The organism is Sphingomonas sp. Ant H11 (assembly GCF_000797515.1).
Classification (GTDB): Bacteria; Pseudomonadota; Alphaproteobacteria; order Sphingomonadales; family Sphingomonadaceae; genus Sphingomonas.
On sequence record NZ_JSBN01000033.1, the window covers coordinates 19229 to 32802 of the forward strand.

Genomic DNA, 13574 nt, shown 5'->3' on the forward strand with positions numbered 1-13574 from the left:
ATGATCTCTGCGTTGATTTTGCTCGCCGCGAGCCTCCATCAGCCGGTCGCGGCGGCGCGGGTAACCTTTGATCGACGCGGGGAGCGGACGGTACAAGTTTCGGGTCTGGCCGATGTCGCTGGAGCCAGAACACTGCGCGCGGACGACCCGGTTCGGATTGCGTCGATCTCCAAACTGGTCACAGCGATTGCCGTCCTGCGCCTGGTCGAGCAGCACCGACTCAATCTCGATGCCGATGTGTCGGAACTGCTCGGCTATCCGCTGCACAACCCGGCCTTTGCCGACCGACCGATCACCCTGCGCCTGTTGCTGTCCCACCGCTCGAGCCTGACCGACGGCGTCGACTATGTCCTGCCGCTCGACGCCGATCTCGGCAGCGTGTTGGCCGACCCGAAAGTGTGGGATACCGCGCACGCGCCCGGTGCTTATTTTCGCTATACCAATTTGAATTTTCCAGTGATCGCGGCGGTGATGGAACGGGCCACTGGCGAACGCTTCGACCGGTTGATGCAGCGGCTCGTGTTCGCACCGATGAAACTGGATGCCTGCTACAATCTCGTCACCTGTTCGGACCGCACGGTGGCGCGCGTCGTCGTTCAATATCGTTCGGGGTCGGTAACGCGCGACGACAATCACGGTGCGCGCCCGCCCTGCCCGGTCACGCCAGCCCGCGACGGCAGTTGTGATCTATCCCTTTGGCGCGCGGGCCGAAACGGCGCGACCTTTGCGCCGCAAAGCGGGCTTTATATCTCCGCGCGCGGTCTTGCCCGGATCGGACGGATGCTGCTCGACCAAGGGCGGGTCGACGGAGTGCGCATCCTCACCCAGCGCTCGGTCCATTTGCTGGAGACCCCGCAATGGACATGGAACGGCGATAGCGGTGCGGGAAGCAATGGCGACACCTGGCACGGGCAGATGTGCCGCTATGGCCTGGCCGTCGCATTCCTGGCGACGCCGGTCGCGGGCTGCCGTGACGATCCGTTTGGCGACGGGCAGCCGCGCTGGGGGCATTTGGGGGATGCCTATGGGCTGAAATCGGGGCTGTGGATCGATCCACAGCACGGCAACGGTGTCGCCTATTTCGCGACCGACGTACCCGTCGATCCCGGCGCGCGCTCCGCCTATAGCCGAAGCGAAGAAGCGCTCGCACAAGGTGTTGCGCCATGAACCTGCGTCACATCGAAATCTTTCACGCCGTCTATATCAATGGCTCGGTCAGTGCTGCGGCGCGGGCGCTCAACATCTCACAGCCGTCGGTTTCCAAGACGCTGCGTCATGCCGAGTCGCTGCTCGGTTTTCCGCTGTTCGAGCGCGGCACTGGGCGTCTCGTGCCGACCGAAGACGCGCACACCCTGTTCGCCGAGGTCAGCGAAATTCAGGACCGCGTTTATGCGCTGCGCGAGGCCAGCCGCAATCTAAAGCGCGGCACCGGCGGAGTTTTGCGGGTGTCGGCACTGCCGTCGCTCGCGCTCGACGCGCTGCCCGTTGCGGTGGCGAGTTTTCTGCGCAGCCATCCGACGGTCCAATTCGACCTGCAGACGGTTCATCACGACGATTTGCTGCGCAAACTCTACGAACGCGAAACCGACATCGCGATCGCCTATGCGGTGCCCCCGGCTGCCCCGATCGGGCATCGCTGGCTCGGCGAGGGCGAACTCGTCGTGCTGTATCGCGAGCAGGACATGCCCGATGCGCCACCACGGCTCGAACTCGAGTGCCTGCGCGACAAACGCTTCATCAGCCTGGCCGCGAGCGGTCCGATCGGGCAGTTGTTCACGCAGGAATTGCAGCGGCTCGACCTCGAGCTTGACGAAGTGGTGTCGGCGCGGACCTTCTATATCGCCACCGCGCTGGTGCGACAGGGCGTGGGGATGACGGTGGTCGATAGCTTCACCGCGCAGGCTTCGCTCAGCCCCGGTCTGTCGGTGCGGCCGCTGAAGCCGCAACTGGCGTTTGATGTCCATGCGATGTTCCTGCTCAACCGCCCGCCGACCGCGCTCGCCACCGATTTTCTGAAGACGCTGGCGCGGGTTATCGACGCCGCCTGAAGCGGACGACATAACGACAGGCTATGCCGGGTGATCCACTCGCTATGCTGTGGCGGTAGCCGCTGCCGATACGGTGGCCCGCATGATACCCGGACCCTATCTGCTCTATCTCGGCCATAGCGCCGACCCGATCGGCATCAAGACGTCGCGCGGCCTCGCCACTTTCCGCCCGGACGACTGCGTCGGAGAGTTTCGGTATGACGATTGCCCGCTGACGCTCGGGATCAAGCGCCTGACGATTGCCGAAGGCGCAAGCGCTGGCGCACGCACGCTGGTGCTTGGCATCGCCAATTCGGGCGGGACGATGGGAGCGGATCTGATCGCGGATGCGGTTGCCGCGCTGGAAGCCGGGATGAACGTCGCCGCCGGACTGCACCAGCGCTTGCGCGACGTGCCACGGCTTGCCGCGCTCGCTCGCGAGCGCGGCCTCACTCTGTTCGACGTGCGCGATCCGCCTGCGGATCTGGTGGTTGGGACAGGGTATCCACGCGCCGGTCGCCGGTTGCTGACGGTCGGCACCGATTGTTCGGTCGGCAAGATGTACGCGACGCTCGCTTTGACCACAGCGCTGCGCGCGCGCGGCATCGCCGCCGATTTCCGGGCGACGGGCCAGACCGGGATCCTGATCGCAGGCGGCGGCATACCGGTCGATGCCGTGGTCGCCGATTTCATCTCGGGGGCGATCGAACAGCTCTCACCCGCGCGCGACGATGACGGTTGGGATGTGATCGAAGGGCAAGGGTCGCTCTTCCATCCCTCCTTCGCGGGTGTCTCGACCGGCCTGCTGCACGGCGCGCAGGCCGAGGCGATCGTGCTCTGCCACGAACCGGGGCGTGCGCACATGCGCGGTCTGCCCGGACGCGCCCTGCCCGAGCTGACGGAATGCCTGGCGATGAATCTGCAGGTTGCGCGCCTGACCAGCCCGGGCGTGCGGGCGATCGGCGTGTGTCTCAACACCTCTGCGCTGGATGCAGCGGCGGCGCGGGCGCTGTGCGAACGGACCGAGGATATGCTCGGCCTGCCCTGTACCGACCCGATCGCCTTCGGCGTCGAGTCCATCATCGATGCGCTCTATGCCCCGCACGCTTGAGGCGCGGCACGACCGCTTTGCGTTGCACACGCCGTTTCGCATCGCGCGCGGGGTGAAAACCGCGGCGGACGTGATCACCGTATCGATCATGCAGGACGGACATGTCGGTCACGGCGAGGGCGTCCCCTACCCGCGCTATGGCGAGAGCGTCGCGAGTGCGCTCGACGAGATCGCGCACGTACGCGATGCGATCGAGGGCGGCGCGGATCGCGAGGATCTGCTCGGCCTGCTGCAGCCGGGCGCGGGGCGCAATGCGATCGACTGCGCCTTATGGGATTTGGAAGCAAAGCGCTCGGGCCGCGCGGTCGCGACGATGATCGATGGCCCCGACCTCACATCAATGCCAAACGCGTTGACGGTCGTCATCGACACCCCTGCGGCGATGGCACGGGCGGCAGCGCTGATCGCCGCCGCGCCGCTGATCAAGGTCAAAGTGAACCACGAAAATCCCGCTGAGCAACTTCGCGCGGTTCGCTCCGTGGCCCACAATGCCACGCTGATCGTAGACCCGAATGAAAGTTGGGACCGCACCCTGCTCGAAGCGATGCAGCCGCTGCTGGTCGAACTCCGCGTCGCGCTGCTCGAGCAACCGGTGCCGGCCAGCGTGGATGCGTGGCTCGCCGATTTTTCCCCGGCAGTGCCAATTTGCGCCGATGAATCGGTCCACACCGCCGACGACCTCGATCGCGTTGCCGCGCGCTATCAATGCGTCAACGTGAAGCTCGACAAAGCGGGCGGACTGACCGCCGCGCTCGCCCTCGCCCACGGAGCCCGCGCCCGCGGCTCGGGGTGATGACCGGTTGCATGGTCAGTTCCTCGCTCTCGATCGCGCCCGCCTTGCACGTGGCGATGCTGTCCGATTTTGTCGATCTTGACGGGCCGTTATGGCTGGCGGAGGATCGCGTCGGTGGGGTGACGGATGTAGGGGGCATATTGTCGCCACCGCCCCCCGGCTTTTGGGGTACGCCATGAACATCGGCCGGATCGGGTTATTGGTCGGCGTGGCGCTCGCTGCAATCAGCGCTTCGGCCCCGCCTTCCGCAGACCTGATCCTGCGCGGCGGCACTATCTATACCGGGTCCGACGCGCCGTTCGTTGGCGACGTGGCGATTGAGGGGGACCATATCGTCGAGGTCGCGCCGCATGTGGCGCGCGCCGCCACGCGCGTGATCGACGCGCATGGCATGATCGTCTCGCCCGGCTTCATCGATCCGCATACGCATATGGGGGACGATCTGGCGTCGGACGATCCCGCCAAGCGGCTGATCCCGATGTTCCTGATGCAGGGCGTGACAACCGCGTTCATCGGCAATGACGGCGGCGGCGAAATTGACGTTGGACGCGTGCTGGACAGCGCGCGGACGCGCCCGGTCGGGATCAATTATGCCACCTATACCGGCTTCGGCACGATCCGCCAGCGCGTGATCGGCGAGGCCAAGCGCGCGCCAACTCCGCAGGAACTGGGCCAGATGCAGGCGCTGGTCGCAAGCGCAATGTGCCAGGGCGCGATCGGGCTTTCGACCGGGCTGTTCTATGCCCCGCAAAGCTTTTCCAAGACCGATGAGGTCGTCGCGCTCGCCACTGAAGCGGGCAAGCGGGGCGGCTTTTACGATAGCCATATCCGGGATGAGTCGAGCTACACCGTCGGACTGTTGGCGGCGATCGACGAAGAGATCGAGATAGCGCGCGCCGCGCATATTCCGGCGCATGTCTCGCACATCAAGGCGCTCGGCGTCGATGTGCAGGGCCAGGCTCCCGCCGTCATCGCGCGGATCGCGGCGGCGCGCGCGGCGGGGCTGAACATCACGGCGAGCCAATATCCGTGGTCGGCCAGCGGCTCGAGCATGGTCGCCTCGCTCGTTCCGTTATGGGCGCAGGACGGTGGCCGTACGGCGATGCTCGCGCGCTTCGACGACCCCGCCCAGGCCACCCGGTTGCACGCGGACATAGCCGAAAACATGCGCAAACGCGGCGGGCCGACCAAGCTGTTGATCACGGAAGGTGCCGAACGCAATCGGACCCTTGCAGAGGTCGCGGTGGCGACCAAGACCGACCCCATCACGGCCGCGATCGCGGTGATCCGCGTCGGCGACCCCGGCGTCATCTCGTTCAATCAAAGCGAGGCCGACATCGCCGCCTTCATGCGGCAACCCTGGGTGATGACCGATTCCGACGCATCGCCCGGCCACCCGCGCGTTTATGGCAGCTTCGCGCGCAAATACGCCAAATATGTCGTGGCCGATCACGTCCTGACATTGCGCGAAATGATCGAGCGCAGTTCGTCGCTGACCGCCGATACCTTCGGCCTTACCGGACGTGGGCACCTGAAAGCCGGTGCGTTCGCCGACGTGGTGGTGTTCGATCCCCGCCGCTATGCGCCGCGCGCAACCTACCAACAGCCGACCGAGCTTGCGGTCGGGGTGCAGACGGTGGTGGTCAACGGCATCCTCGCGGTCGATGGCGGCAAGCTGACGGGCCGTGCCGCCGGGCGCGCGCTGCCGCATCGCCCGCCCGCCGGAAGCTGTCCCTGAGCGTCAGTTCGTTTCGCTATAATGCTGCGGATTGCGAGCTCCTGGCGCGGGCAGCGGCGCGGCCCGGTCTTCGCTCGCGCGTTCCCGATAGAAGCGGATATTGTCGAGTTGCAGCCACGCCTTGCCGCCGGGTTTGCCCTCAAGCCGCACGATCAGCGCACGCAATTTCGCCAGATCTAGCTGAGCCTTCGCGTCGCGGCTGGCAAAGGCGCTGAACGGGATGTGGAAGGTACGGCGGACCTCCCCTGCTTCGAAGCCGGTGCGGAACCATTCATCATCATTGATCGCATAACTGTCGAACACCAGATCGTAGCGCCCGCTGCCGCGCGCATCGAACGCGACGCCGGTGAAACCCCGCGCATCGGCGAGCTGTACCGCGCCTTGCGTCAATGGCAGCACGAGTTGCGCGAACGGACGCGGCTTGGCCCCCATATGCGCGATCAGGAAAACCGGTCGCTCCGGTGCTTTCGGATCGTCGCTGCCCGGCCGGACGAAATCGAGGTGGCTGTGGTCGACGCCGGAATCGGTGCTCTCAACCGGCAGCGTATCGAGGTCGGTGCGGCCGTCACCCCGCCCGCCCGTGTCAATTGGCCCCGGCATGTTGTGCACCGGCAGCGGAGTCGGGGCCGCCCCGTTTACCAGCGCGCGCAGCGGCGCGAGCGCGACCTCGCGTCCCGACACGAACACCCGCGCGACCTTCCACAAATCGGTGATGCGCTCGTCGGGCCGCCCCGCGATCAGCACCAGATCGGCGCGCTGGCCCGGCGCAATCCGTCCGTTGTCCGCCGACTGCCCCAGGATATCCGCGCTGGTCGCGGTCGCAGCGACCAACGCCTCGGCGGGGGTGAAGCCCAGCTTGGTCAGCCACCAGATCTCGCGGAGCGTGCCGGGCCCGTGATACACACCCTCGATCCCGGCATCGGTGCCGACGCCGATACGCACCCCTGCCGCTTTCAGCCGCCGGACATTGTCCTGCATGATCGCCCAGCGCTTCGCATCATAAGCCGCGACCGGCTTGGACGATTGCGCCGCATGGCTTGCTTCGAACGCCGCCTCGGGCGGCGTCAGCGCGCGTTGCTCGTCGGGTTCGAACCGGCGAGTCTGCTGCGGCTCATACACCACCAATGTCGGGATATAGGCGGTGTGGTTGGCCTTCATCAGCGCGATCAGATCATCGTCGATCAGCGCATCCCCGGCCCCGTGCCCCACGGCATCGACTCCGGCCATCGCGGCGACGCGGTCGCCCTGCACGGTTACCGTATGCGTGATGACCGGCAGACCGGCCTTGTGCGCATCCGCCACGACTGCAGCCAGCGTCGGCACGTTCATACTGTTGAGATCGCTGTCGCGCCCATAGCGCCAGCCATCGGCAAAGACCTTGATGAGATTGGGCTGGTACGGCAGCGCGGTCGCCGTCGCGACATGCGCGGCGGCGGGGGTTGCGGCCTGCAGCGTGAAGAAGGCTCCCCAGCCATATTCGGTGCCATGCCCACCCGGCACGCCGACGCGCACCGCCAGTTCGAGGTGCGGGGCCGCGACTGCCCCGGACGCGACCATCTGGCGGATCGGCGCAATCATTTCGCCCGACACCGAATAGTCGTTCACCGACGTTACGCCCGCGAGCAAATAACCGGCATAGGCCTTGCCCAGATCATCGGGTGCATCGTAGCCGGGCGAGCGCAAATGCGTGTGGAGATCGTGCAGGCCGGGGATCAGCGTAAGCCCCCGCGCATCAATGCTGCGCGCGCCTCGAGGCTTGCGCAGATGCGGGCCGACCGCGACGATGCGGTCCCCCCGCAGCAGCACGTCGCCAATCGTCGCAGGCGCGCCGGTGCCATCGAACACCCGCGCGCCACGGATGATAACCGCGTCGTCTGGGCCCGCAGCAGCGCACACTGGGGACATCGACGACAAGGCCAAAAACGCGGCAACCCACTTCATCGCGTGATCTTGTGCATGAGCGTGCGATCCAGAAAATCATCGGTTGCCCGATAGCTCGCCAGCCAATCGGCATAGCGAAAGAAGTCATGCCGCTCATCGGGAAAGACCAATTGTTCGAACGGCACCTGCCGCGCGGTGAGTTCGCGCGCGAGCAGCAAGGATTGGTAGAAGTCCACGCTCTTGTCGTCATCGCCGTGAATCAGCAACACGGGCGACCGCCACGTTGCGATCGCGCCAAGCGGCGAGGATTGCCATTGCAACTGATGCGCCGCGGCCTCGGCATCGGGCGACAGCGTCTTCTCGACTGGGCGAACCATTGCGTGGACGCCGTGGAAATCCACCCCGGCGGCGAACAGATCGCTGTTGCGGGCGAGCGCCAATGCGGTGAGATACCCGCCCCAGCTTCCGCCCCAAATCCCGATCCGCGCCGGATCGACATCGCTGCGCGCCGCCAGCCATTTGCCTGCGGCCAGCACGTCGCGATATTCCGAGGCACCGCCGCGCGCCTGGCCGGGTGCCTCGCGAAAATCGTGGCCGTACCCGGTGCCGCTGCGATAATTGACCGACAGCACGTCATAGCCCTTGGCCGCGAAATGCTGGTTCAGAATGTAGGCGTTCGAATAATAATAAGAGGTGTTGAAGCCGGGCAGCATCTGCCGACGCGGGCCGCCATGCACATAGACCAATGCGGGATGCCTGCCGGGGCCGCGCGCGTGGAACAATTGCGCGTGGACCAGCACGCCGTCCTCCGCCGTGAAGGTTACCGTTTCCGGTGCTGCAAACCCGGCAACCGAGGGCGCATCATGCAGCGGTGCGAGCGCGTCGCCGACCAGAGCGGCGTGCGCGAGTTGCGTGGCGCTGGTCGCCAGGACCGCCAGCGTCGTTCCGGCGAAGGTCGGGATCGATTCGCTGCCCGCGCCTTGCGTCATCCGCGCCGCCGCGCCTCCGGTAAGGGGCACCGTCCAGATGTGACGCCGTTCGAGGTCCCCGGCATTGGCGGCATAGATCAGCGCCTTGCCATCGGACGAGAGCAGGAAACTCTCCAGCTCGAATGCGCCCGGCGTGAGATCGCGCGTGCTGCCGCGCGCCGGATCGAGCGCATAAGCGTGCAGCCAGCCGCTCCGCTCCCACGGAAAGACGATCGTGCCGTCCTTCGCCCAGAACAGATTGCGGGCGCGGGTTCCGGCATAGGTTCCGCCAGCACCCGCCGGAGCCGCCCACAAGGTGCGCGCGGTGCCAGTCGCAAGCTCGACGCTGCGGATCGACCAATAGCGACCGCCATCCCCGATAGCGGTGGCGGGCGGATCGACGAAGCGGATATAGGCGATGCTCTTGCCATCGGGCGCAAAGCACGGCTCGACTGCGAAGCCCAAACCGGGATCGAGATAGCGCAGCCGCGCCTCCCCGCGCGCGGCAACGTCGAGCAAGGCGATGAAGCTGTGGTCGCCGCGCTCGTCCACGAACAGAAGCTGGCGACCGTCCGGTGACCATTCCAACCGCGAGGCGTCTCCCGCAACCGTCGCGACCCGCTGCGCCCCTGCGGCCTTGCTCCACAGCCAGATTTCGCCCTTGCGGGTAAAGGCCAGCCGCTCGCCATCCGGCGCGAAGACGGGGGCGTGGCCCTCGCCCACCAGTTCCGCCGCGCCGCCTGTGGTGGATGCTACAAAAAATTTGTTGCTTGGGCGGCGTCGCGCTGGCGGCGGTATTGGGGATGCTGCCGTCGGGAAATTCGGGGTCGCCACCGCGCACAAAGGCGACCCTTGCGCCATCCCGCGTCAGCGCGAGATCGGACAGTTGCTGCCCGTCATCGTCGGTGAACGCCGTGATCGCGCGCGCAGGCCTACCCCCCGCCGACACCCAAATATTGCGCACGCCGCCCGCATTTTCGACCCAGGCGAAACGCGGCGTGTCCGCCGCGCCGACCAGCCCGCTCGCAATCGGCAAAGCCAAGGTCGCGGCCAGATCATCGGCCATTGCCGGTTGTGCCAATAGCAGGGCGCAAAGCCCCAACCCCAATGCGATATGCCGTGTCATGGCGGCATAGTGGAGCCGCGCACGAGTGCCGACAACCGGCGATCGGTACGATCATGCGCGACGGTTATACCGGGGGCAACGCTCTGTATGTGCCGCACTGCATTGTTTGTCGCGCAATTGGTCCTAGGCTGCGGGAATGCACCGCGCCCTTGTCCCGCCCTTCTCCCTGCTGCTTGTCGCCGCCTTGCCGACCGCCCTCCATGCCCAATCCGCGTTGCAAAGCCGGGTAGAAGACGTTTTGCGCAGCGCCAGCCCCGGCACGCGCTTTGGCCTGGTCGTGGTGGATGAGACCGGCACCGAAATCGTCGCGATCAACCCCGATCAGCGTTTCATCCCGGCCTCCAATACCAAGATGTTCACCACTGCCGCCGCTTTCTGGTCGCTGGGCGCGCTCGACCAGCCCGATGAAGCGGGCGGTGCAGCGGTGCGGATCGACCAGACCGGCAACCAGCGCGACGTGATCCTGGAAGGCCATGGCGATGCGCGCCTGTCGAGCGCCCCCGCCTGCACGGTCGATTGTCTTGCGACGCTCGCCGATGCGGTTGCCGCAAAGACGCGGGTGGTGCACGACGTCGTCGGCGATGACAGCCTGTATCCCGACCAGCGCTGGAGCCCGGGGATGAGCTGGAACAACATCCCGACCAAATCGGGCACGGCAAGTTCCGCCCTGACGCTCGACGACAACGAACTGCCCGTGACCGTGACCCCGACCACGCCGGGTCGCCCGCCGACCGTGACGCTGCCGCCTTATTACACGCTCGAAAATGGCGCGCTGACAACGGCGACGGGCACGACCACGATAACCTTCGATCGCGCGCCGAACGGCACGGCTGTGCGGCTCGGCGGGACGATCGCGGTCGGCGACAAACCCGAGCAATTGCGCCTCGGCATCGACGATCCGGCGCATTATGCTGCGTGGATGCTGCGCAATATGCTGGTTGCGCGTGGTGTCCGCGTCACGGGCAACGTCAGCGTGCGCCATCGCCCGCTCACGCCCGCCGATGATCCGGCAATCCGTGGCGGTGCCCCAGCAGCGCGGGCTCCAACCACCACGCCGCTCGCGCGACTGACGCCCTCGCCGTTGATCGAGGATCTGACGCTCATCAACAAGGTCAGCCAGAACCTCCATGCCGAGCTGATGCTGCGTCGTATCGCACTGAAGAACGGCAGCGGATCGATCGCAGATGGCCAGGTCGCCGTGCGCGCGATGCTCGCCCAGGCGGGTGTGCCGCGCGTGGCGTTCGACTTTGCGGATGGCTCGGGCATGTCGAGCTATAACCGGGTGACGCCGCGCGGCGTGGTCACCTTCCTACGCTGGGTGAGCGCGCAACCGTGGGGCACCGCTTGGCGTGCAACGCTGCCGGTTGGCGGCGAAGGCATGCTGGCGCGCCGCTTTGCCGGCAGCGCGCTTGACCACAAAGTGTTCGCCAAGACGGGCACGCTCAACGCCACCAACGCGCTGTCCGGCTATATGGTCGCCAAGAGCGGGCGCACGCTGACGATGGCGCTTTATGCCAACGACGTTCCCGATGGGACGAGCGCGATTAAGGCGATGGATGCAGCGTTGCTCCTGATCGCTTCGCAAAACTGAGAGACGGGTAATGACCGATTATGTCGCCGACTTTCGTGCCCATGCTACGCCATCGTGCGCGGATTCTTTTCCCCCGCCGAGGTCGCCGCGATCGGCGCGGCCATGGATCAGGTCTATGCCGAAGGCGTCGCGCACGGCCAAAGCTTTCGCCACGGCAATTTGTTGTACTCCGTCCGCCCCGGGCCCGACGGTTCGCCGCATGTGCCGATGGTGCAGTGGCCATCCTACCATGTCGCGCTGCTCAACCAGACGCGGCTCGATCCGCGCTGGGCGACGCTGCTGGAGCCGCTAATCGGGCAGGACATCAAACAGATCATCAACCAACTGCATTGGAAACTGCCCGATCGCAGCGGCGATTTCGCCTGGCATCAGGACGCGAAATCGCGGCGGCCGGCAGAGGCGTATCGCAATCTCGGCAGCTCTTATGTCCAGACCGGGCTCGCGATCGATCCGCACAATCCGGGCAGCGGCGGAATGCGCTTCATCCCCGGCAGCCACACACGCGGAGCCTTGCCGCTCGACCCCGCCGCCTCGCTCGGCCGCTCGCCCGAGGACAGCGCGCTCGACGCGGCGGGCCTGTCGCCCGCGGACCAGGTCGACCTGATCCTCGAACCCGGCGACATCGCCTTGTGGAGCCCGTATCTGGTCCATGCCTCGGGCACCAACACCGCCACCCACCTGCGCCGCTTCTACATCAACGGTTATGTCCGCGCCGAGGATTGCGACCGCGGCGAATGGACCTTCCGCGACGGCCAGTCGGTCGCTTTAGGCGCGGAACAGGCGTTGGTGCATTACGAGCAATTGCGCGAACGGCCCGAGCCGCATTTCGTTTAGGGGGCAACGCTAAGCGACTGGGATTGGTGGGGAGCGGGCGTTACCGGGATGGTGAGCAACGTTGTGCACTGGTGCCCCGAGCACTGGAGAATGTCACCGCAAGCTGCCAGCATTCCGCCACGACGACTCAAGGGAGATTTTATGGGTAAAATCTGGCTCGAAGGATTGGCGCTGCTGACAGTTGTCTTTTCCTACAACCAAACGGCTGCCGCTGCTGTAACTGACGGAACATCAAAGCTGCCTTGGCAGATCGATGGTACACCGGGGGTCTGCCTGCTCACGCGAACCATTCCGGGTACAAGCCCCGCCCTCTTCGCGATTCGCACAGTGCCGGGTAGCGATCGATACAGATTTATCTTTGCCGGGGAGCAGATACTTAAGACCTCACTGGCGTCGAACAAGCGCGCTGAAATTGTATTTGACGACGGCAAGCCCAGCATCGACGCTTGGTCGTCCGGAATTCGCCTGTCGCCTTATCCCTACGCAGTTCAAGCAGAGTTTGAAGATGGGACAGTTATAAGGAGACTTGGGCAGGCCGCCTCGGTTGGAATAAAAATTGAAAAAAATAAATGTCGGTCTCGCAGTATTGGAAGGCGCAGGCAAAGCGGCTGAGGCTCTCAACTCCTGCATCACCGAGCAACTTGTTCAGTGGGGTGCCGACCCTGCGCAATTTGCGCCAAATGGTATGCCGCCAGCCCCACTTCGAAGGAGGGACGATTGGCTTTCGGCCGAGCAACTCGCCAAGATGGAAATAAAACACGATCGTAGCGCGATGCACGCCAAGTATTATTTGTCGATTAGCGTCGATGGTAAGGTGGACGGCTGCACACGGATCAACCCGGACTCCGGAAAAGATGATGCCGATCGCTGGATTTGCCCCGCGCTCGTGTCGCAGCACCTGTTCGAGCCAGCACATGATTCAGCCGGCAAAGCTGTACGCGGCGTGGTCTCCTTCATGTTCGACATTGTCACTGCAGCACGATGAATAGTGGAACGGCCCCCAATCACTAGCAGCGAAGAGGCCCGTCAACGTCCGCAACTGGGCGGAAGTTGCCGAACGGCACCATCAATCCCCCCCTAACCCACCGTCCCCGCCACCGCATCGCCAGTCGCCGGTCGCAGCACGAAGATCCCGCTGTCGAAATGCCGCGTCGGGTGGACGCGGTTGGTCAGCAGCGTCCACGCATATCCGCGCTCGAAATCGATCCACAGGCCGGTGCCGGTGAAGCCGGTATGGCCGATCGTCTCGGCCGAACAGGCCGCCCCGCCCGACCAACCGCCGAATTTGCGCTCCCATCCGCACGTGCGATGCTCGTAGAACGGGGTGCGGATCGCAGCGCGCATGGCGGGCGATGCGCCGCTCCCGTCGAGCACCCCCGGCGGCGAAATCGAGCACGCCGCCGACCGTGCCGAACAGCCCGGCATGGCCGGTCTCGCCGCCCAGTGCTGCGGCATTCTCGTCATGCACCTCGCCCTTCAGCACGCGGCCGCGCCACGCGCAGCGT

11 protein-coding genes and 2 pseudogenes are annotated in these 13574 nt (G+C 65.6%); 10 read left to right on the top strand and 3 right to left on the bottom strand.

The genetic code is table 11. The features are described from left to right. The 5 genes and pseudogenes from NW75_RS08030 to NW75_RS08050 all read left to right on the top strand — a co-directional run bounded on the left by NW75_RS08030 (nucleotide 1) and on the right by NW75_RS08050 (nucleotide 5669). A complete protein-coding gene (locus NW75_RS08030; protein WP_033964630.1) occupies nucleotides 1-1167 on the top strand; it encodes a serine hydrolase domain-containing protein in 1167 nt (388 codons plus the stop codon). Further along, nucleotides 1164-2048, top strand: coding sequence for a LysR family transcriptional regulator (locus NW75_RS08035; RefSeq protein ID WP_033964632.1), 885 nt, complete (start codon nucleotides 1164-1166; stop codon nucleotides 2046-2048). The genes NW75_RS08030 and NW75_RS08035 overlap by 4 nt, the downstream gene beginning before the upstream one ends. 82 nt (nucleotides 2049-2130) lie before the next feature. After that, a complete protein-coding gene (dgcN, locus tag NW75_RS08040; RefSeq protein WP_033964637.1) occupies nucleotides 2131-3138 on the top strand; it encodes an N-acetyltransferase DgcN in 1008 nt (335 codons plus the stop codon). Then, a pseudogene (dgcA, locus tag NW75_RS08045) lies at nucleotides 3122-4110 on the top strand (N-acetyl-D-Glu racemase DgcA). The gene dgcN and the pseudogene dgcA overlap by 17 nt, the downstream one beginning before the upstream one ends. Continuing rightward, the gene (locus tag NW75_RS08050) at nucleotides 4107-5669 is read left to right on the top strand and encodes an N-acyl-D-amino-acid deacylase family protein (RefSeq protein WP_052192299.1); all 1563 of its coding nucleotides are present in this window, start codon (nucleotides 4107-4109) and stop codon (nucleotides 5667-5669) included. The pseudogene dgcA and the gene NW75_RS08050 overlap by 4 nt, the downstream one beginning before the upstream one ends. Before the next feature lie 3 nt (nucleotides 5670-5672). On the opposite strand, the gene NW75_RS08055 is transcribed toward NW75_RS08050, so the two are convergent. Then, entirely contained in the window at nucleotides 5673-7610 is a 1938-nt protein-coding gene (locus NW75_RS08055; protein WP_052192300.1) for an amidohydrolase family protein, read from the bottom strand. Continuing rightward, nucleotides 7607-9241 (bottom strand): S9 family peptidase, encoded by a 1635-nt coding sequence (locus tag NW75_RS08060; RefSeq protein WP_052192301.1) that lies wholly within the window; start codon nucleotides 9239-9241, stop codon nucleotides 7607-7609. Before NW75_RS08060 ends, NW75_RS08055 begins: the two co-directional genes overlap by 4 nt. Nucleotides 9242-9432: 191 nt before the next feature. Here NW75_RS08060 and NW75_RS25015 point away from each other — a divergent pair, with 191 nt between their 5' ends. The 5 genes from NW75_RS25015 (at nucleotide 9433) to NW75_RS24390 (ending at nucleotide 13054) form a co-directional block, all read left to right on the top strand. Next, complete coding sequence (locus tag NW75_RS25015) at nucleotides 9433-9654, top strand: hypothetical protein (RefSeq protein WP_197057754.1); 222 nt, start codon at nucleotides 9433-9435, stop codon at nucleotides 9652-9654. Between the two features lie 126 nt (nucleotides 9655-9780). After that, entirely contained in the window at nucleotides 9781-11235 is a 1455-nt protein-coding gene (gene dacB, locus NW75_RS08065; RefSeq protein ID WP_033964633.1) for a D-alanyl-D-alanine carboxypeptidase/D-alanyl-D-alanine endopeptidase, read from the top strand. Between the two features lie 54 nt (nucleotides 11236-11289). Further along, entirely contained in the window at nucleotides 11290-12069 is a 780-nt protein-coding gene (locus tag NW75_RS08070) for a phytanoyl-CoA dioxygenase family protein (protein WP_052192303.1), read from the top strand. Nucleotides 12070-12210: 141 nt separating this feature from the next. After that, the gene (locus tag NW75_RS24385) at nucleotides 12211-12681 is read left to right on the top strand and encodes a hypothetical protein (protein WP_156142997.1); all 471 of its coding nucleotides are present in this window, start codon (nucleotides 12211-12213) and stop codon (nucleotides 12679-12681) included. Then, nucleotides 12656-13054 carry a hypothetical protein gene (locus tag NW75_RS24390; RefSeq protein ID WP_156142998.1) on the top strand — a complete coding sequence of 133 codons (399 nt, stop codon included), beginning with the start codon at nucleotides 12656-12658 and terminating at the stop codon, nucleotides 13052-13054. Before NW75_RS24385 ends, NW75_RS24390 begins: the two co-directional genes overlap by 26 nt. A gap of 92 nt (nucleotides 13055-13146) precedes the next feature. Here the strand turns inward: NW75_RS24390 and NW75_RS08080 are convergent. Beyond that, nucleotides 13147-13574, bottom strand: a pseudogene (locus NW75_RS08080) (serine hydrolase); the annotation flags it as partial.

Bases quoted from the DNA above. Each gene is read 5' to 3' on its own strand.
- NW75_RS08030 (WP_033964630.1), top strand. From the start codon at position 1: ATGATCTCTGCGTTGATTTTGCTCGCCGCGAGCCTCCATCAGCCGGTC.
- NW75_RS08035 (WP_033964632.1), top strand. From the start codon at position 1,164: ATGAACCTGCGTCACATCGAAATCTTTCACGCCGTCTATATCAATGGC.
- dgcN (WP_033964637.1), top strand. From the start codon at position 2,131: ATGATACCCGGACCCTATCTGCTCTATCTCGGCCATAGCGCCGACCCG.
- NW75_RS08050 (WP_052192299.1), top strand. From the start codon at position 4,107: ATGAACATCGGCCGGATCGGGTTATTGGTCGGCGTGGCGCTCGCTGCA.
- NW75_RS08055 (WP_052192300.1), bottom strand. From the start codon at position 7,610: ATGAAGTGGGTTGCCGCGTTTTTGGCCTTGTCGTCGATGTCCCCAGTG.
- dacB (WP_033964633.1), top strand. From the start codon at position 9,781: ATGCACCGCGCCCTTGTCCCGCCCTTCTCCCTGCTGCTTGTCGCCGCC.
- NW75_RS24385 (WP_156142997.1), top strand. From the start codon at position 12,211: ATGGGTAAAATCTGGCTCGAAGGATTGGCGCTGCTGACAGTTGTCTTT.